This window comes from Bacillus sp. SJ-10 (assembly GCF_002843505.1).
Classification (GTDB): domain Bacteria; phylum Bacillota; class Bacilli; order Bacillales; family Bacillaceae; genus Bacillus; species Bacillus velezensis.
Genome location: NZ_CP025258.1, coordinates 1095024 through 1112806 on the forward strand (window position 1 = coordinate 1095024; position 17783 = coordinate 1112806).

Sequence of the window (17783 nt, forward strand, 5' to 3'; positions counted from 1 at the left end):
TTTGATGCAGGACAATCAAGTTATGCAATTCCAAAGCCATACAATATGTTAAAATATAACCAATAGAAATTAGAAAAGGTTGTGAAAGGGGCATGACCGCATACGAGATTCCGTCATCTCAAGTTGGAGTTAAGATCAACAAATGGTACAAGCACATTTTAGCCTTTCAAGCGGCTGATGCCATAAAGCTGAAAGAGGAAATTGATGAGGATATACAACGTATGGAGGAAGACCAGCTGCTGCTGTTATATTATCAGCTGATCAGCTACCGCCATCATATTATGCTTGATTACGTCAAGCCGGAATGCACCGAACAATCACAGATTCAGTACAGCGAGCTGCAAAAGACGATCGAAAGCACGGACAGCATATCGGGACTGTCTGAGTATTATTTCCATTTGTTCAGAGGGATGTATGAATTCGATCACAATAACTATGTTGCGGCTATTTCTTTTTACCGGAAAGCGGAAAAACTCCTTTCATTTGTCGAGGATGATATAGAGAGGGCGGAATTCCATTTCAAGATGTCTGAAGTGTTTTATGTCATGAAGCAGACTCATTTTTCCATGAATCACGGGATTCAGGCGCTGGATACGTATATGAAACACGATTTCTACAGAGTGCGGAGAATTCAATGCCATTTCGTCATCTCAGGAAACTACATCGACTGCAAAAACTACGACAAAGCGCTTGAGCATTTAGACGAAGCCCTCCGCCTTTCTTTGCTTGAAGGACAGCCCCGCCTGATCGGGTCTTCGCTTTACAATCTGGGGAATTGTTATTCTGAAAAGCGCGATCTGGATGAAGCGGCCCGGTACTTTAGAAAAGCGGTTCCCGTTTTTGAAGAGCATCAGCTTGAACAGCTTCCGAAGGCACTGTTCAGCTTAACGCACACCCTTTTCAGGCTGCATGATGACCAAGCGGCCCTTACCTATTATGAAAGAGGGGTCATGATCGCGAAAGAACGGGGCGACCGATTCAGTTTAGAGAAGTATAAGTTTTTACAAGCGCTTTATTTGGAGTCACTCAATATGGATTTAATCCATGAAGTGTTTGACTATATGAATGAAAAATCGCTGTATGTGTATATTGAAGATTTCGCCTTGGAGGCCGCCATTTACACAAGCGGACATGGGCAATATAAAGAAGCGGCGTATTTTTATGAAAAAGCGATTCGCATGAGAGAAAACATTCAAAAAGAACAGTGTTTATACGATATATAATTTTCTTAACCATCTGCTCAGCAGATGGTTATTTTTTTATGCACATCATAACGTTTGACCATAGAAAAAAACGGAAAAATCGCAAAAGAGAGAAAAAAGTATGATGGGAAGGAGGGATTTGTTGTTCGGATTCAATGATATGATAAAGTTTTTCGTATCATTTCTCATCATTCTGCCGATGGTGTCTGTCATCCATGTGTCGGGACACAGCTTTATGGCCATGCTGTTCGGGGGCAAGGCATCATTGGATATCGGAATGGGGAAACGTCTTTTAAAAGTAGGGCCGATTCAGGTTCGGCGTATCTACTTCATAGATTCTTTCTGCAAGTTCGGCGAATTGCGGGTAGATAACCGCCTGACGAGCGCGCTCGTCTATTCCGGAGGCTGTCTGTTTAATCTCGCTTCTATCTTTTTAATAAATCTGCTGATCATAAAAGATGTCCTTGAGCCAAACTTATTTTTTTACCAATTTGTCTATTTTTCAACTTATTATGTTTTCTTTGCCCTTCTGCCGGTGCAATACGGGGATAATAAGCTGTCAGACGGATTGGCTGTTTACAAAGTGCTCCGCTACGGGGAACGCTGTGAAATCAATAATTGAGAGTTGAAATGTTTGCGTTCAGGCTGAAAGGGAAGAAAACAAGTACACAGAACAAAAAAGGAGCTGAAGAGATCATGAGTGAAGATAACGGTTTAAAAGACAAAGTAAAAGGCGGCATGAACAAAATGAAAGGGGAAGCAAAGGACAAAGCAGGCGACATGGCAGACAAGTCCGACTTAAAAGCGGAAGGTAAAAAAGACAAAGCGAAAGGCAGCCTGCAAAAGGGTGTCGGTAAAACGAAAGATAAACTCAGTGATGATTAATTTGATAGTGAAACACAGCAAAAGCCCAAAATATTTTGGGCTTTTTGTTATGAGAAATGACAAAAATTCCAGTTCATTTGGTTAATATTCACTAAATTTTTAAATATTCTATAAATTCACCGGTAATTTCTTTATAATATTCACATAGAATGTAACCTTTCTTCACATTTAATTAAACGTTTGTTGAAGAAAAAAATCAGAAATCGGTAATTTCTGCAAAAGGAATCGGGCCGTTCACCGTCGAATAACTTTTATCACTTAACATTTCATGAGGTGAAGGGGGTGACGGCCGCCTGCATCGTTTCGGTATGACCATGCGGATTGTGTTTGACTATCACTAAGGGGGAATACAGATGAAACTGACACCGGTTGAACAAGAAAAATTGCTTATTTTTACGGCGGGAGAGCTCGCTAAGCAGCGGAAGGCGCGCGGCGTTCTGCTGAATTATCCCGAAGCCGCCGCATATTTGACCTGTTATCTGATGGAAGGCGCGAGAGACGGAAAAAGCGTTGCTGAGCTGATGGAATCCGGCCGCAATGTATTGACGGAAAAAGACGTTATGGAAGGCGTTGCGGAAATGCTGGACAGCATTCAGGTGGAAGCGACGTTCCCGGACGGGGTTAAGCTTGTCACCGTTCATCAGCCGATCAAAGCGGGGGTGAAGTCATGAAGCCGGGAGCGATTCAAGTCGCAAAGGGGACCATCACCATTAACGAAGGCCGGAAGACGCTGGAGGTGTCAGTCACCAATAACGGAACGCGGTCAGTGCAGGTAGGATCGCATTTTCATTTTGCCGAAGCCAACGGCGCCCTTTCCTTCAATCGGGACAAAGCAATCGGCATGCGCCTTGATATCCCGTCAGGCACATCTGTCCGTTTTGAACCGGGAGAAGAGAAAACCGTCACGCTCGTGGAAATCGGAGGGCGAAAAACGGTCAGAGGTCTCAACGGCATGGCCGATACGTATATGGATGAGCGGGGAAAAGAGAAGACTCTGTCAAATCTTAAAAAAGCCGGATGGATGGAGGAGGCGATCCGATGAAAATGTCACGTGAGCAATACGCAGAACTGTTCGGACCGACAACGGGAGACAAAGTCAGACTCGGAGATACGGATTTATGGATTGAAGTCGAAAAAGATTTCACGAATTACGGTGAAGAAATGATTTTCGGCGGAGGGAAAACAATCCGGGACGGCATGGGGCAGAACGGGCGTATCACCGGGAAAGACGGAGCGCTTGATCTGGTTATTACAAACGCCGTCATCCTGGATTATACCGGGATCGTCAAGGCGGATATCGGGGTGAAGGACGGCCGGATTGTCGGCGTCGGGAAAAGCGGCAACCCGGATATTATGGATGGGGTGGACCCGCACATGATTATCGGTGCCGGAACAGAAGTCATTTCCGGCGAAGGGAAAATCGTAACGGCCGGCGGGGTGGATACGCATATCCACTTTATCTGCCCGCAGCAGATGGAAGTCGCGCTTTCTTCAGGCGTGACCACGCTTCTCGGCGGCGGAACGGGTCCTGCGACGGGAAGTAAAGCGACGACTTGTACATCCGGTGCATGGTACATGTCGAGAATGCTGGAAGCGGCCGAGGAGTTTCCGATCAACGTCGGTTTCTTAGGAAAAGGGAATGCATCCGATAAAGCGCCGCTGATCGAGCAGGTGGAAGCAGGCGCGATCGGCCTGAAGCTGCATGAAGATTGGGGATCAACGCCAAGCGCCATTAAAGCTTGCATGGAAGCGGCGGATGAGGCGGACATTCAGGTGGCGATCCACACAGATACGATAAATGAAGCGGGCTTTTTAGAAAATACGCTTGATGCGATCGGCGACCGGGTTATCCATACATATCACATAGAGGGAGCCGGCGGAGGCCACGCACCGGATATTATGAAACTCGCATCTTACGCCAATATCCTGCCGTCCTCTACGACGCCGACGATTCCGTATACCGTCAACACGATGGACGAGCATCTTGATATGATGATGGTCTGCCATCATTTAGATTCAAAAGTGCCTGAAGACGTGGCATTCAGTCATTCACGCATCAGAGCGGCCACCATTGCGGCGGAGGATATTCTGCACGATATCGGCGCGATCAGCATGACGTCATCTGACTCACAGGCGATGGGCAGGGTGGGAGAAGTGATTATCCGGACATGGCAGGTGGCCGATAAAATGAAAAAGCAGCGTGGCGCTCTATCAGGAGAAAACGGCAATGACAATGTGCGCGCCAAACGCTATATCGCCAAATACACGATCAACCCGGCCGTCACTCACGGCCTGAGCCATGAAGTCGGTTCCGTTGAAAAAGGAAAGCTCGCCGACCTTGTACTATGGGACCCGGTTTTCTTCGGTGTCAAACCTGAACTTGTGCTCAAAGGCGGCATGATCGCCCGCGCCCAGATGGGAGATCCGAATGCTTCCATTCCGACGCCTGAGCCCGTGTTTATGCGGCAGATGTACGCATCATACGGTAAAGCAAACCGAAATACCTCTATTACATTTATGTCCCAGGCCGGTATCGCAAACGGTGTGCCGGAAAAGCTCGGCCTTGAAAAAATGATTTCTCCCGTACGGAATATCCGTAAGCTGAGTAAGCTCGACATGAAGCTGAATGTCGCGATGCCGAATATACAAGTCGATCCGAAAACCTATCAGGTGTTCGCCGACGGAGAAGAGCTGGCATGCCAGCCTGTCAGCTATGTTCCGCTCGGACAGCGTTATTTCTTATTTTAATCCCTCTCCGGCCGGTTTCCCGCCGGCCTGTTTACACCTCTATTGCCAACTTGATTTCATCCTGCCGCCCGTTTTAGTGTATATTAGTAGTTGACAAACAAATGAAATGTAACTATTACGGTTACAACGGTGGTGAAAAACATGATTAACAGCCGTCTTGCTGTGGCCATTCACATTCTATCGCTGATCTCAACGGATGAACGGGCGTCATCGGACATGATTGCGGGCAGCGTAAACACCAATCCCGTCGTCGTGCGGAGAACGATCAGCCAGCTGAAAAAAGCGGGTATTCTGACATCCCGGGCGGGTGTTCCGGGAGCCAGCCTGAAAAAAGATCCGTCGGAGATCACCCTCTTAGAGGTTTACAGGGCTGTGCAGAATAAGGAAGAGCTTTTTGCGGTTCACGACAATCCGAACCCCGACTGTCCGGTCGGCAAAAATATGCAGCGCGCGCTCGATGAGACGTTCGGAAGCGTACAGCGGGCAATGGAGAATGAACTTGCGAGCAAGTCCCTTTATGATGTAATGAATCATCTCTTTTGTTAAAAAGAGATGGTTCATCCCGCTATTGGTGTAACAAAAATGTTTACAAGAGGTAATGAGGAAATCACGGTATTGGCTCCATATTCAGACAAGCCTGGATGCGGGATTGCGATCTGTTTAATGAAAAAATCCTCCGAAACTAAAGGAGGCGGTTACCGGGATATTTTTATTTTGCTTAAGGCTTATGTGAAGGTGTCAGCTGTGAGCAAGTTAAACAAAAAATGATATCCTGCCTCCAGCAATGCTAAAACCGTTCGCCTCTTAATAATCATTTAAAATTTCTCGAGGAACGATCAGCAGCCCGTTAGCTGCCCCTAATTAAAGATGAGCTGTTACCACACTGTTACATTAGAACTTCCGCTGCTTTTATATCCTTCTGTCGCTAAGACTTGGTAAGCCCAATTACTGCCCAGATTCATTCCATGACTCTTCCATGCGTTAACATGATTGCTGAAAGTGATTGCAGCGTTGCTTCCGGTCGGCCTCTTCGACTGGCGAACACTCCAGTACTGCGTAAAAGTAGTGTTATCGCCATCAATGGAAGGTGCGTTATAACGTGTCGTTGTATATATGTCATATGTACCTCCATCACTCTTTACAGTACCTTTATACGTTCCGGTAGGTCTGTAAGTACCCCATGAATCCACTACATAATATTCGATGAGAGGTGCTCTCGTCCAGCCATATAAAGTCAAATATCCATTGCCATTCGGCGCCCAGACTCCGGCATTATAGTTTATTGTTCTAAATGGCGAGCCTGTAGTCCAGCCTTTACCAACAACGAAATTTCCGGTATTAGACCAATTAACACTGTAATTCCCGCCAGATCCATTGACTGCGTTGACTGTTCCGCCCCCATCAGTCCAATTTTGCCAGTAATCTGTGCCAGCTGCAGAGGCGGTTGCCGAAAACATGCTGATACTTATGAAAGCTGCCGTTAATCCAACTAAGAATTTCTTTTTAAACTTAAACATATGTTACCTCCTATACTATTTTTTCTGACTTTGACATGAGGCAGCACTCGTAAATATTTAACGAACGCCAACGCTTTTGATCGTTCCTTTCAATATAATAGCATGAATACATGAGTGAATATTAAGAACAATTGTAATTTAATTACAAAGACCCAAAAAATGTATTATAAGTGGTCTTGTTCCGCCATGGCTTTTATCCTTATTTTGCAGAATCACAATTCTTGCTTCTAAACCTGATCAGGAACAGTCGAACAATTGAGAGATTTCAGTTGAAACTCTGAGGAAAAGTTTTATTTGAAAAAACTTTTTTGAGCTGAAGCCGGAATGTCCGAAAAAATATCTGCAGACAGAGTTATTGGAAAATCCAAAGCAGAAAAACTTTACCGTTACCGAAGAAGCGGAATAAGAAAAAATCCCGGGCGGATGCGCCGGGATTTTCCTTTTTAATATGTATTGGCATCAATATTATTAAACACGCCGTCCACGATGCCGAGCGTCATGAGGACAATGAAGAGAACGATACCGAGAACGGACAAGCCGACCGTCACAATCAGGTAGATCCCCTGCATTTTCACGAACTTTGCATAATTCTCCAGCATATGTTCCTCTGACAGTTCATTGAACTGCTCCGTCATCTGTCCCGCTTCATTTGCCGAGCGCATCAGAAAAATGCCGGCAATGATCTGCAAAACGCCGGGAATGGCTCCGATTAAAAAGAAAAACGCGCCCGACAGCGCCGCAAACGCACCCACGATAATAAATAAAATACCTGTCGCTTTTCCCCATTTCGAAATAGAAATAAGCGAACGATTCACTGATTCAGGTTTCAAACTATGGCACTCCTTTACAAAAAAATACTCACTTTTCATTTATACACTATTCGGTCATTCTTTTGAATATAAAATGTGTTTTTTCGTGCCGTGTCCGTTTTTGTATCAGAAAATTCCCGAGAAACACCCCGGGAATTACAAAATCGGCGAAAGAAGTCTTGAAATCGATTCTTTAATGCGGATCCGCAGCGAACGCTCCTGATATTCTTCATACGTATATTTTCTGGAGACGAGCAGATCTTCTTTAAATGAGGAAATGAGTTTTTTCGCGATGGTGACGTCATAAATAAAGGCGTTGACTTCAAAATTAAGTCTGAAGCTTCTGACGTCGATATTCGCCGTACCGACGGAAGCCGTCTCATCATCGACGACAATCGTTTTTGCATGAATAAAGCCGTTATCGTAAATGTAGACTGAGGCTCCGGCTTTCAAAAGATCGCCGATGTAAGATAAAGTCGCCCAGTAAACGAAAGCGTGATCCGGCTTGTTCGGAATCATGATTTTGACGTCGATGCCTGACAGACAGGCGATCCTGAGGGCATCTAAAAGACTTGAGTCAGGAATAAAGTAAGGCGTCTGAATCAGGATCGACCGTTTGGCCGTTGAGATCATCTTGATATAGCCGTTTTTAATTTGTTCCCATTCTGAGTCCGGTCCGCTCGTGACAATCTGCATCCCGACATTGCCCTTCGGCTCGCATTCCGGAAAATGATTCGGAACGTATGTGAGCGTATGATGATGGGAGGCTTGGTTCCAATCGAGGATAAACCGTGTCTGAATGGCGTGTACCGCCGTGCCTTGAAGCCTGAGGTGCGTATCGCGCCAGTAGCCGAATTTCGGATTCAGGCCGAGATATTCATCTCCGACGTTAAAGCCGCCGACATAGCCGGTTTCGCCGTCAATGATGACGAGCTTGCGGTGATTCCGATAATTGAGCCGCAAATTAATCGGACGAAGCCTGGAAGGAAAAAAGACTTCCACATGGCCGCCGGCGTCCCGCAGCGGTTTGAAGAATTTTTTTCTGAGTGATCTTGAACCGAGTTCATCATATAACACTCTGACTTTTACGCCTTCCCGTGCTTTTTTCACTAAGGCATCGCGCAATTTTTTTCCCAGTTCATCACCTTTATAAATATAGTATTGAAGGTGAATGTGATCTTTTGCGTTGGAAATGTCCTTCATTAAGCGTTTGAACTTATCGCGCCCGTCCGTCAAAATCTCCACCGAATTATCCTCTGTAAAGACTGCGTGGTTGTTCATGACAAGCATATAGATGAGGTCTTTATTATCCACAGTCGCTCTGTTGTTAAATTGGAATTGCCTCGACTTCAGATCTTTCAGCTGAGACTTCAGCAGCTTTTCAATCCCGATTTTTTTACGGTCCTCCCATTGGAACAGATGCTTGCGTCTCAGGTTATGGCCGAATAACAGGTATAAAATAAACCCTAAAATGGGAATAAAAAAAAGAACCAAAAGCCAAGCCCATGAAGCGCTGGCATCGCGTCTTTCTTTGAAAATCATGATGACGGCCAAAAGTATATTTAAAACGAAAAAAAATCCGAATAAAATAAATGAAATGCTCACTTTGCAACCCCGCTATATCATATTTATCAAGACTGTGCCCATTAGTATTCCGACAAGTGCAGCAATCTGATTCCCATTTCAAATTATAACATTGACATTTTGAAAGAATAAAGAGCCGGAATCAAAGATGAATGCAGTTTTCTTTCAAAGAAAGTTCCGGGTGCGGTAAAATATGCATATATGAAAAAGAAGACAAAAATGACAGCAAAGGGGAGAGGGCATGAAGCTGGAGCATGCGGAACAATTGCCGGGATTCATAAAAAAAGAAATTCAGAAAATACAAATCGCCATTGCGCCGCTGATGAAAAAAAGCATCATTTACCGTTTTCTTGCTTTCCCGCTTGCCGCTTTTAGTCTGTTTCATCTGGCATCGCTTTTGATTCAGGCCCCTTCCGGGAGAGGAGCTCTCGTGTCGGCCGGCATTTTTGCCCTCCTGGCGGCCTTGGGTCTTGCATTGTTTAAGGAAGCCGGCTATCAGCGGAAACAGGTGCAAAAAACGATCCGCCTTTATATGCTGAACAGAATCAGAAAAAGCGATATTCTGTCCGAAGAACGGAAAAGCGCCTATACCCGGCTGATTGCCGAGGAGCCGTCTGCGATGAAGAGCTTTATTGAATTTTTAACGGAAGAAGACCGGAAAAAAGAAATGCTTTATTAAAAAAGAGCTGACGCGCGATCAGCTCTTTTTGTCATTCAAACACCGGGTCGTTCTCATAGTAATATGAATCAGGCGTGTCATACGTATCAGTGCTGTGATAAGCGATAATTCCGATGACAGCGAAGATGACGACTAAAATAAAAGCGAGAATGCCCAATACCACACTGGAAGCCGCGTAAAAAAACTGCATTTTGATAAATGACGCGTAATGTGCAAGCATATTTTCTTCCGCGTTTTCTTCTAGTCCTTCCTGAAGGGCGGCCGCCGCTTTTGCCGAGCGCATCAGCATGACGCCGGAAATGATGAGCAGAACCCCCGGAATGGCTCCGAGCAGCGTCACAATGGCTGACAGAGCGGAAAGAGAGCCCGTGATGATCAGAAACACGGCAGTGATCTTTCCCCATTTGGCGATGTCGGCAAGGGAACGGGCTTTTTTATTGAGCGGCTGGTTTTCGTCTTTGTCTTTATCGATGGTGATCATGACAGTTCTCTCCCTAAAATGTTCAAGTCATATCGTTTTCCGTCCATTTCGGCGATACCCGGGAATACGCCCCATTCGGTAAAACCGAATTTTTCAAACAGCTTAATGCTCGGCACATTATGTCCGAAGATAAAAGCCATCAGGCTGCGGATGCCGATTGCCGGAGCGAGTGCCAGGGCTTCTTTCAGCAGAAAGCTTCCTGCTCCTTTGCCGCGGCAATCCTGATGCAGATAGATGCTGATCTCCGCCGTTTTGTCATAGGCCGGACGGCCGTAAAACGTTTCAAAGCTGATCCAGGCCGCCACTTTGCCGGTCTCATCTTCCGCGACCATCAGCGGACGCCGGTCCGTGTGCCGCAAAAACCAATCCATCCGGTCTGCGGGCGTCACTTCTTCCGTATCAGCCGTTACCATCCGTGAGGCAATCGTCGAGTTGTATATGGCCACCACCGCATCTAAATCCTCCAATACGGCTTTGCGCAGGGTCAAATTCATATTCCGGGATCTCCCTTCACATTTCATTACATAATCAAGTGCAATCTGCACATACTATTTCCAAAAAAGTTTTTTATGGATGTGTATATATTTTCAGAAAAGTGTTCAGAATGTTGCTGAGGTGATGAACAAATGAGAGAGGAAGAAAAGAAAACTTCTCAAGTCAAAAAACTTCAGCGGTTTTTTCGCAAACGCTGGATATTCCCTGCAATCTACTTAGTCAGTGCGGCCGTCATTTTAACAGCTGTCCTTTGGTATCAATCCGTTTCGAATGATGTGAAGGACAATCTGACGAACAACGGCGGAAACTCCGCGTATGACAGCGGCAAAGATGATGCCGTCGAAGTAGGCAAGTCAATGGAAAACGTCGCAATGCCGGCTGCTCATTCTGAAAATGTTTCTGTTGTGAAAAAGTTTTATGAAACTGATGCCGCAAAAAAAGAGAAAGAAGCAGCACTTGTTAACTATAATAACACGTACAGCCTCAGTAAAGGAATTGACTTAGCTGAGAAAGACGGAAAATCATTTGATGTTTCTGCTTCTCTGAGCGGTACGGTTGTTAAAGCTGCTAAAGACCCGGTACTGGGATATGTGGTTGAAATTGAACACTCAGACGGCCTGTCTACTGTCTATCAGTCTTTATCTGAAGTCAGCGTCGATCAGGGCGACAAAGTAAAGCAGAACCAGGTCATCGGTAAATCCGGAAAAAACCTTTACAGTGAAGAAAGCGGAAATCACGTGCACTTTGAAATCCGCAAGGACGGCGTAGCGATGAACCCGCTCAATTTTATGGACAAGCCGGTAACATCTATTGAAAAAGCGGCGGCTGAAGAGAAAAACGCTTTGACAGAAGAAACGGAAGGGTCAATTCAGCAGTCTTCCGAGAAAAAAGATGTGACGCCTAAAAAAGAAACCGAAGAAAAACCGGGTGACAAAGAGGACGGCACAAAAGACAAGACAGATGGTAAAGATGACGGCTCAATGAAAGATTCGGGCAAGTAATCTTGATCCCAAAGCGCCTATCAGCTCTGATAGGCGCTTTTCATATTGCCGCATGTGCCTTTATACTAGTAGAAAACGAAGGAGATGCTGAATGAATAAATGTCTGGCGGCCGGGTGGCTCGTCTTTGTTTTCGTTTCTGCTTTGACTGAAAGCTTTCACGATATGGTTGTGTCGCAGACGGTGTCCTTCCGTTTCACGCCCCATCCGGATGTGTCCGGTTTCTTTGTGTTCGATATGGCGGAGCTCGCAATACCGGAAGCGGCGATTCAAAAGCTCGGGCACGCGTTTTCATTTTTTGTGCTCGCCTATTTGTTTTTCAGAGAGAGCAGGCGCATGAAGAGGGCGGTGCTGTATGCATTGGCCGCCGCTTTCCTGACAGAAATCGTCCAGCTCTTTTTCGGCAGAAACGGATGCCTCCGCGATGTGCTGATTGACAGTCTCGGCATTGCCGCATTCTGTGCTTTACAAAGGAAAAAGCATACAGCCAAACATACAAAAACCGGCAGTCTGTGACAGACGCCGGCTTTTTTTTATATATTATGGTTTGTCGATTTGCTTTTATGAACGATACTTTCATAGATTCGCACGATCAGATCGACAATCGGACGAAGCACATTTGAAAATCTGAACAGCAGGAATCCGACAATGAGGGAAACGATAATGCTTCCGAGCACATCGATCGGATAATGGTGGCCGACCCAAATTCTTGAGAAGCCGGTCAAAAGGCCGAAAATCACAAGCGGCCAGCCGAGTTTTTTGTTGCGGAACAGAATCGCAATTGAAATCGCCAAAGCGCCTGTCGTATGGTCACTCGGAAATGAAGCATCCGCGGCATGAGGGATCAGCGTATGAACCGTATGCTCGACAAAGGGGCGCGGCTCGACATAGACTTTCGTGATGAGGTAGTTGACGATAAGCGCCGCAACACCCGTGAAGCCCGCGTACAGGGCGTTTTGTCTGCCTTTTGTGCTTCCGAACAGCCACATGGCAAGCAGGAAAAGGGCGTAGGCGAAAATGGCGTATTCCGTAATAAATACCATGATAGAGTCGAGAATGGCACTATGGTGCGACAAACCATTGATCGCTTTAAATAGTTCGTAATTCACAAATATCACCTTTTATCTTTATTTTATATGAACAGTGTAATGCTTTTTTCTATGAGACACAATTGGTATTAAAAATAATCATAAAAAAGTAAACAGAATGAAACGTGACTGTATTACTGTGCGTCAAGTATGCGGGAAAAGAATAGCCGAAGGAGTTTTGTCCGTTGCTGAAACGTTTGAAAAACGCCGATCTGCCGCTTGTGTTTGTCATTATGCTGCTTTGCGGATTCGGCTTGTTAATGGTGTACAGCGCCAGTGATGTGATGGGGTCTCAGCGGTACGGAGATCCATCCTATTTCTTCCATAAACAAAGTACCTCTTTACTGATCGGATTATGCTTATTTCTATTTGCCGCCTGTCTGCCGTATAAGCGGTATGCGCGGCTTGTACCGCTGTTTGTGGTCGGTTCGCTGGTATTGCTGCTGCTCGTATTGATACCGGGAATCGGGCTGGAGCGGAATTTTTCCCGCAGGTGGCTGGGAGCGGGCCCGGTTGTCGTACAGCCGTCTGAATTGGCGAAGATCGCGATGATTTTGTATTTCGCTTCGATTTATACGAAAAAGCAGCCGTACATTCATCAATTTGTGAAAGGGGTTCTGCCGCCTTTAGTGATTTTGGGGACCGCTTTTCTGCTGACATTGGCGGAGCCTGATTTAGGGACGGCTTCCTTAATCCTGGCGGCGTGCGGGTCGATTTTATTATGTGCCGGCTTGAAAAAGCGCCATCTGTTCGTGCTCGGCGCGACGGCGGTGTCCGGGGTTGTTTATCTCGCATTTTCCGCTTCCTATCGTGTGAAGCGCCTCGTTTCCTTTACCAATCCGTTTGGTGACGCGAACGGGGACGGCTATCAGCTGATTCAATCCTATTTTGCTATTTCCGGAGGCGGGTTTTTCGGAAGAGGGCTTGGAAACAGTGTTGAAAAAATGAACTATCTGCCTGAGGCGCATACTGATTTCATTATGGCCGTGATCAGCGAAGAGCTGGGGATATTCGGTGTTCTGATCGTTTTGGGATTATATTTTGCGTTAATGCTTCTCGGCGTAAAAACGGCCGTGCGGGCTGATGACCCGTTCGGGAAGCTTCTTGCCATCGGAATTACGTTTCAATTAATGTTTCAGGTTGTATTGAATTTGGGAGCGATGAGCGGACTCCTCCCGGTTACGGGTGTGCCGCTTCCGTTTATCAGCTACGGCGGTTCTTCATTGATTATGACGCTGTTTTTGTGCGGCATACTGGTCAATATCAGTACATATGCGAAAAAACAACCCGTACGGCATAAGCGGCCTGTCCCGCATGAAAAAAAGGTTTCTTCTTTTTAATGAAGCCAGAAAAAACGCCCGGGACATTTCCGGGCGTTCTGTCTGTTTATAAAGCTTCTGGTCCTTCTTCTCCGGTGCGGATATTAATCGTGTTTCCGATTTCATAGACGAATATTTTGCCGTCGCCGGGCTCTCCCGTTTTCAGCACTTTTTTCGCCGTTTCCACCACTTGATCAACGGGGACCTTGCTGACAACGATTTCCACTTTCAGCCGTTCATATACATTGCTTTCAATTTTGACTCCGCGGTACAGTTCGGTGTGGGCTTTTTGAAGGCCGCAGCCGTGTACGTTGGAGAAGGTCAGCGATGTGACTCCGATTTTACCGAGTTCCTGTTTCAATGTTTCAAACTTAGCCGGACGCGTAACGATTTCTACCTTGAACATTTGACCGCTCATCTAAGCCACTCCTCACTTTATAAGTCCTGATATGCTTTTTCCCCGTGCATCGTTAAATCAAGCCCGAGTGACTCTTCTTCTTCACTGGCGCGCAGGGGAATGAACAGACCTACAATTTTAATGATAACGAAAGTGACAATAAATACAAATACATAGGTTGCCGCAATGGCCGCAATCTGCTTCCAGAGCAGTCCCGGATCGCCGTAAAACAGCCCGTTTGCCCCGCCGTCATTGACGGAAGTGGTGGCGAATAAACCGGTCGCAATGCCGCCCCATGTCCCGCCGATTCCATGCAGCCCGAAAGCGTCAAGCGCATCATCATAACCGAAAGTCTTTTTGAGCCAATAAACGCCCCAAAAGCAGACAAGCCCGCCGATGAAACCGATTACGATGGAAGAGAACGGCGTAACGAACCCGGCAGCCGGCGTAATGGCGACAAGCCCGGCGATAGCGCCTGATACAGCACCCAGCATGGTCGGTTTTTTGTTCAGCATCCATTCGATTAAAATCCAGCCGATAATTCCGGCTGCAGCCGCGGTGTTTGTGTTAATGAAGGCAAACATCGCGATACTGTCAAGCGTGAGGGCGCTGCCGACATTGAAGCCGAACCATCCGAACCAGATGAGCGCTCCCCCCAAGAACGTGTAAATTAAGTTGTGAGGGGAAGCCGCCGTGCCGTCTTTGCGTTTCCCGAGCACAATCGCCAGCACAAGCCCGGCGACTCCGGAAGAAATGTGGACGACGTTTCCGCCTGCGAAGTCAAGAGCGCCCATTTGGCCGATCCAGCCGCCGCCCCATACCCAGTGCGCAACGGGGGTATATACGAGGGAAGCCCACAAAAAGGAAAATACAAGAAAAGCACTGAATCTCATGCGTTCAGCAAATGCTCCTGAAATAATGGCCGTTGTCAGTACGGCAAACGTCATTTGGAACATCATGAACAAGGAATGCGGGATCGTATCACTGTAACTTCCGGGTTCAAAGCCGACCCCCTTCAGCCCCGCCCATTCAATCCCGCCAAGCCATGTATTGCCGGGGGCAAAAGCGAGTGAATATCCGTACAAAACCCAAACGACGGATACGATGGCGAGAGAAGAAAAACTATGCATCGCCGTGCTGAGCACGTTTTTGCTTTTTACCATTCCGCCGTAAAACAAAGCCAGCCCGGGGGTCATCAGCCACACGAGTAAAGCGCAAAAGAACATAAATACTGTATCGCCCATCTGCATGTTGTATTCCTCCGTCTCATTCAGAATGTAATTGTGATTAATTCATTATTATAGAGAAAAAAGAACGATAAAACATTTTCATGTAAGGTTATCTAACATGGTTTTTTGCGTTCATAATGTTGCTTTTTCATATTGGTGTCGTGCGACTTTATATCCATAAAAAGAGCGCCGGAGCATGGCGGAAGAAATCCTGTCCGGGAAAGAGTAAAATAAACGGGGTGAGAAACACTAACTGCATCAGGAGGAATTATTATGACAACATCATTAAATCTGCAATTTGAAAAAACGGCTTTGGTCCTTATTGATTTACAAAAAGGCATTGTGCCGATTGATAAAAGCGGTACCGTTGTGCCGAACGCGAAAAAATTAATTGATGTGTTCCGGGAAAAAGGCGGATTTATCAGCTTTGTGAACGTGGATTTTCATGACGGAGCGGATGCGCTGAAGCCGCTGACGGATGAAGAGGCGGCGGGCCATTCGGCTCCGCCGGCGGATTGGGCTGAATTTGTGCCTGACATCGGAGTGAAAGAAAACGATTATACGGTAACAAAACGGCAGTGGGGCGCGTTTTTCGGCACGGACCTGGATCTTCAGCTCAGAAGACGGGGAATCGACACGATCGTGTTATGCGGGATTGCGACAAACATCGGTGTGGAAAGCACGGCGCGGGAAGCTTTTCAGCTCGGGTATCAGCAAGTTTTCGTAACTGACGCGATGGCGACATTCAGCGATGAACAGCACGAAGCGACACTCAAGTTTATCTTCCCGAAAATCGGCAGAAGCCGGACGACGGAAGAATTTATCGCACAGACAAAATGACAATCTCCAAAAAAAGCCGCGTCCTGTTCTTGACGGCCGTGGCTTCGGGGACGATGCTGAACCCATTGAACTCGTCGATGATTTCTCTTGCGCTTCACAGTATTCAGCATGAATTTCACCTGTCGTTTACAACGGTGTCCTGGCTGATATCGTCCTTTTATCTTGCCAGCGCGGTGGCGCAGCCTGTTACCGGGAAGCTCGGTGATATGCTCGGCAGGAAGAAGCTGTTTTTGATTGGGCTTCTGCTTGTTGCCGTCTCGGCGGTCGGCGCGCCGTTTGCGCCGACTTTCATGACTTTGCTGATCATGCGGCTTTTTCAATCGATCGGTAGCAGTGCGATATATCCGTCCGGCGTCGGATTGATCCGTTCAAATATACGGGAGAAGCAGGCTTCGGCGCTGGCCGTCCTGTCAATCTTTGCATCAGCCATGACGGCGCTCGGTCCGACTCTCGGCGGTTTTCTGATCGTTTGGGGAGGGTGGCCGGCGATCTTTTTCGTCAATCTGCCGTTTATCATTCTCAGCTTTTTTCTCGGAATGTATATGTTTCCGAAAGATGAAAAACGCGAGATCGGCGGCTTGAAAGGCGTGCTCCGCCAGCTTGATACGATCGGGATACTCCTGTTTGCCGGGGCGATTATCCTTCTCCTGTCGTTTTTATTGTCCTTCAGTACGAAGCCTCACTATACAGAAGGCGTATTCGGGCTTTTGTTTGTCGGGCTGTTTATCTGGCGCGAGCTGAAAACAGAGAAGCCGTTTATTGATGTCAGGCTGTTTAAAACGCATCGGAAACTATCGTCGGTGTATATTCAATTTATTTTGCTGAATATATTCTTTTACTGCATCTTTTTCGGGCTTCCGAGCTATTTTCAGGATGAAATGCATTTGTCCGTTCAGACAAGCGGATTGATTATGCTGTTTATGTCGGGCATGAGTATTCTGGTGTCGCCTCTGACCGGAAAATGGATAGATAAGAAAGGGCTTCTTCAGCCGATTGTTGCCGGAACCTGCCTGACCGCGATCGGGGCGGTGCTGTTAACGTTTTTCTTTCTTCAGGCGCCTATGATAGGAAAAGGGCTGATCCTGTCCGTGCTGGGTGTCGGCTATGGCTTCGGAAATGTCACGTTTCAGGCGGCCATGCTGAAAACGAGCCCCGCCGACATGGTCGGAACAACGTCCGGCCTGTTTCAGACCTGCCGGTATCTCGGTTCGATTTTGTCTTCTGTCATTTTGGGCATTCTTTTCGGAAAAGAAATTACCGCCGGCCATTTTCATATGCTCGGCACGATTCTTATCGTTGTCGGCGCTGTAAGCCTTTTGATGGCATTCCGGTTTTCGGTTCTCCTCAAAAAAGCCTCTTAACAGGCGCAACAAAAAGAGACGGGCTCTCCCCGTCTCTTTTTTTGTGTAATGTGCTCAAAAATTAAAACGATTATTGTCGACAGCGACCAATGTTATTTACGGAATTTTCAGTTATATTTTTTCACATGTGATGTAAGGAAAACGTACATG

At 46.6% G+C, this 17783-nt stretch carries 21 protein-coding genes; 13 read left to right on the plus strand and 8 right to left on the minus strand.

The window, feature by feature from the left end:
* The first annotated feature begins 92 nt into the window (after positions 1 to 92).
* From CXL14_RS05610 to CXL14_RS05640, 7 genes are all read left to right on the plus strand, one after another.
* Complete coding sequence (locus CXL14_RS05610) at positions 93 to 1223, plus strand: response regulator aspartate phosphatase (protein ID WP_017418744.1); 1131 nt, start codon at positions 93 to 95, stop codon at positions 1221 to 1223.
* A 121-nt stretch (positions 1224 to 1344) separates the two neighbouring features.
* On the plus strand, positions 1345 to 1824 hold the full coding sequence (locus CXL14_RS05615) for a hypothetical protein (protein ID WP_053285346.1): 480 nt from the start codon (positions 1345 to 1347) through the stop codon (positions 1822 to 1824).
* A 74-nt stretch (positions 1825 to 1898) separates the two neighbouring features.
* Complete coding sequence (locus CXL14_RS05620; RefSeq protein WP_026092293.1) at positions 1899 to 2087, plus strand: CsbD family protein; 189 nt, start codon at positions 1899 to 1901, stop codon at positions 2085 to 2087.
* A gap of 353 nt (positions 2088 to 2440) precedes the next feature.
* A complete protein-coding gene (gene ureA, locus CXL14_RS05625) occupies positions 2441 to 2758 on the plus strand; it encodes an urease subunit gamma (protein ID WP_014419091.1) in 318 nt (105 codons plus the stop codon).
* Positions 2755 to 3129, plus strand: coding sequence for an urease subunit beta (ureB, locus tag CXL14_RS05630; protein WP_003151199.1), 375 nt, complete (start codon positions 2755 to 2757; stop codon positions 3127 to 3129). The genes ureA and ureB overlap by 4 nt, the downstream gene beginning before the upstream one ends.
* Complete coding sequence (ureC, locus tag CXL14_RS05635) at positions 3126 to 4835, plus strand: urease subunit alpha (protein WP_014419090.1); 1710 nt, start codon at positions 3126 to 3128, stop codon at positions 4833 to 4835. Before ureB ends, ureC begins: the two co-directional genes overlap by 4 nt.
* A gap of 141 nt (positions 4836 to 4976) precedes the next feature.
* Positions 4977 to 5381: an Rrf2 family transcriptional regulator gene (locus tag CXL14_RS05640; protein WP_014419089.1), complete on the plus strand. Its 405-nt coding sequence runs from the start codon at positions 4977 to 4979 to the stop codon at positions 5379 to 5381.
* 329 nt (positions 5382 to 5710) lie between these two features.
* Here CXL14_RS05640 and xynA read toward each other — a convergent pair whose 3' ends face one another.
* The 3 genes from xynA to cls form a co-directional block, all read right to left on the minus strand.
* A complete protein-coding gene (gene xynA, locus CXL14_RS05650; RefSeq protein ID WP_014419087.1) occupies positions 5711 to 6352 on the minus strand; it encodes an endo-1,4-beta-xylanase XynA in 642 nt (213 codons plus the stop codon).
* Positions 6353 to 6795: 443 nt separating this feature from the next.
* Positions 6796 to 7182 (minus strand): DUF5362 family protein, encoded by a 387-nt coding sequence (locus tag CXL14_RS05655; protein ID WP_014419086.1) that lies wholly within the window; start codon positions 7180 to 7182, stop codon positions 6796 to 6798.
* Positions 7183 to 7317: 135 nt separating this feature from the next.
* Positions 7318 to 8766 carry a cardiolipin synthase gene (gene cls, locus CXL14_RS05660; RefSeq protein WP_007407575.1) on the minus strand — a complete coding sequence of 483 codons (1449 nt, stop codon included), beginning with the start codon at positions 8764 to 8766 and terminating at the stop codon, positions 7318 to 7320.
* A gap of 220 nt (positions 8767 to 8986) precedes the next feature.
* On the opposite strand from cls, the gene CXL14_RS05665 reads away from it, so the two are divergent.
* Complete coding sequence (locus CXL14_RS05665) at positions 8987 to 9424, plus strand: DUF5392 family protein (protein ID WP_014419085.1); 438 nt, start codon at positions 8987 to 8989, stop codon at positions 9422 to 9424.
* A gap of 31 nt (positions 9425 to 9455) precedes the next feature.
* Here CXL14_RS05665 and CXL14_RS05670 read toward each other — a convergent pair whose 3' ends face one another.
* Together CXL14_RS05670 and CXL14_RS05675 are read right to left on the minus strand one after the other, a co-directional pair.
* The gene (locus CXL14_RS05670; RefSeq protein ID WP_007407573.1) at positions 9456 to 9905 is read right to left on the minus strand and encodes a DUF5362 family protein; all 450 of its coding nucleotides are present in this window, start codon (positions 9903 to 9905) and stop codon (positions 9456 to 9458) included.
* Positions 9902 to 10393, minus strand: coding sequence for a GNAT family N-acetyltransferase (locus CXL14_RS05675; protein WP_087920810.1), 492 nt, complete (start codon positions 10391 to 10393; stop codon positions 9902 to 9904). Before CXL14_RS05675 ends, CXL14_RS05670 begins: the two co-directional genes overlap by 4 nt.
* A 138-nt stretch (positions 10394 to 10531) precedes the next feature.
* On the opposite strand from CXL14_RS05675, the gene CXL14_RS05680 reads away from it, so the two are divergent.
* Both CXL14_RS05680 and CXL14_RS05685 read left to right on the plus strand, forming a co-directional pair.
* A complete protein-coding gene (locus CXL14_RS05680; RefSeq protein ID WP_014419084.1) occupies positions 10532 to 11401 on the plus strand; it encodes a stage II sporulation protein SpoIIQ in 870 nt (289 codons plus the stop codon).
* A gap of 91 nt (positions 11402 to 11492) precedes the next feature.
* Positions 11493 to 11915: a VanZ family protein gene (locus tag CXL14_RS05685; RefSeq protein ID WP_014419083.1), complete on the plus strand. Its 423-nt coding sequence runs from the start codon at positions 11493 to 11495 to the stop codon at positions 11913 to 11915.
* 17 nt (positions 11916 to 11932) lie between these two features.
* Here CXL14_RS05685 and CXL14_RS05690 read toward each other — a convergent pair whose 3' ends face one another.
* The gene (locus tag CXL14_RS05690) at positions 11933 to 12508 is read right to left on the minus strand and encodes an undecaprenyl-diphosphatase (protein WP_014419082.1); all 576 of its coding nucleotides are present in this window, start codon (positions 12506 to 12508) and stop codon (positions 11933 to 11935) included.
* Between the two features lie 164 nt (positions 12509 to 12672).
* On the opposite strand from CXL14_RS05690, the gene ftsW reads away from it, so the two are divergent.
* Positions 12673 to 13827 (plus strand): putative lipid II flippase FtsW, encoded by a 1155-nt coding sequence (gene ftsW, locus CXL14_RS05695; RefSeq protein ID WP_014419081.1) that lies wholly within the window; start codon positions 12673 to 12675, stop codon positions 13825 to 13827.
* A gap of 46 nt (positions 13828 to 13873) precedes the next feature.
* Here the strand turns inward: ftsW and CXL14_RS05700 are convergent, their stop codons facing one another.
* Positions 13874 to 14224, minus strand: coding sequence for a P-II family nitrogen regulator (locus CXL14_RS05700; protein WP_014419080.1), 351 nt, complete (start codon positions 14222 to 14224; stop codon positions 13874 to 13876).
* 17 nt (positions 14225 to 14241) lie between these two features.
* Entirely contained in the window at positions 14242 to 15453 is a 1212-nt protein-coding gene (locus CXL14_RS05705) for an ammonium transporter (protein WP_003151223.1), read from the minus strand.
* A 252-nt stretch (positions 15454 to 15705) separates the two neighbouring features.
* Here CXL14_RS05705 and CXL14_RS05710 point away from each other — a divergent pair, with 252 nt between their 5' ends.
* A complete protein-coding gene (locus tag CXL14_RS05710) occupies positions 15706 to 16272 on the plus strand; it encodes an isochorismatase family protein (protein WP_012118644.1) in 567 nt (188 codons plus the stop codon).
* The gene (locus tag CXL14_RS05715; protein ID WP_014419079.1) at positions 16269 to 17633 is read left to right on the plus strand and encodes an MFS transporter; all 1365 of its coding nucleotides are present in this window, start codon (positions 16269 to 16271) and stop codon (positions 17631 to 17633) included. Before CXL14_RS05710 ends, CXL14_RS05715 begins: the two co-directional genes overlap by 4 nt.
* The last annotated feature ends 150 nt before the right edge of the window (positions 17634 to 17783 follow it).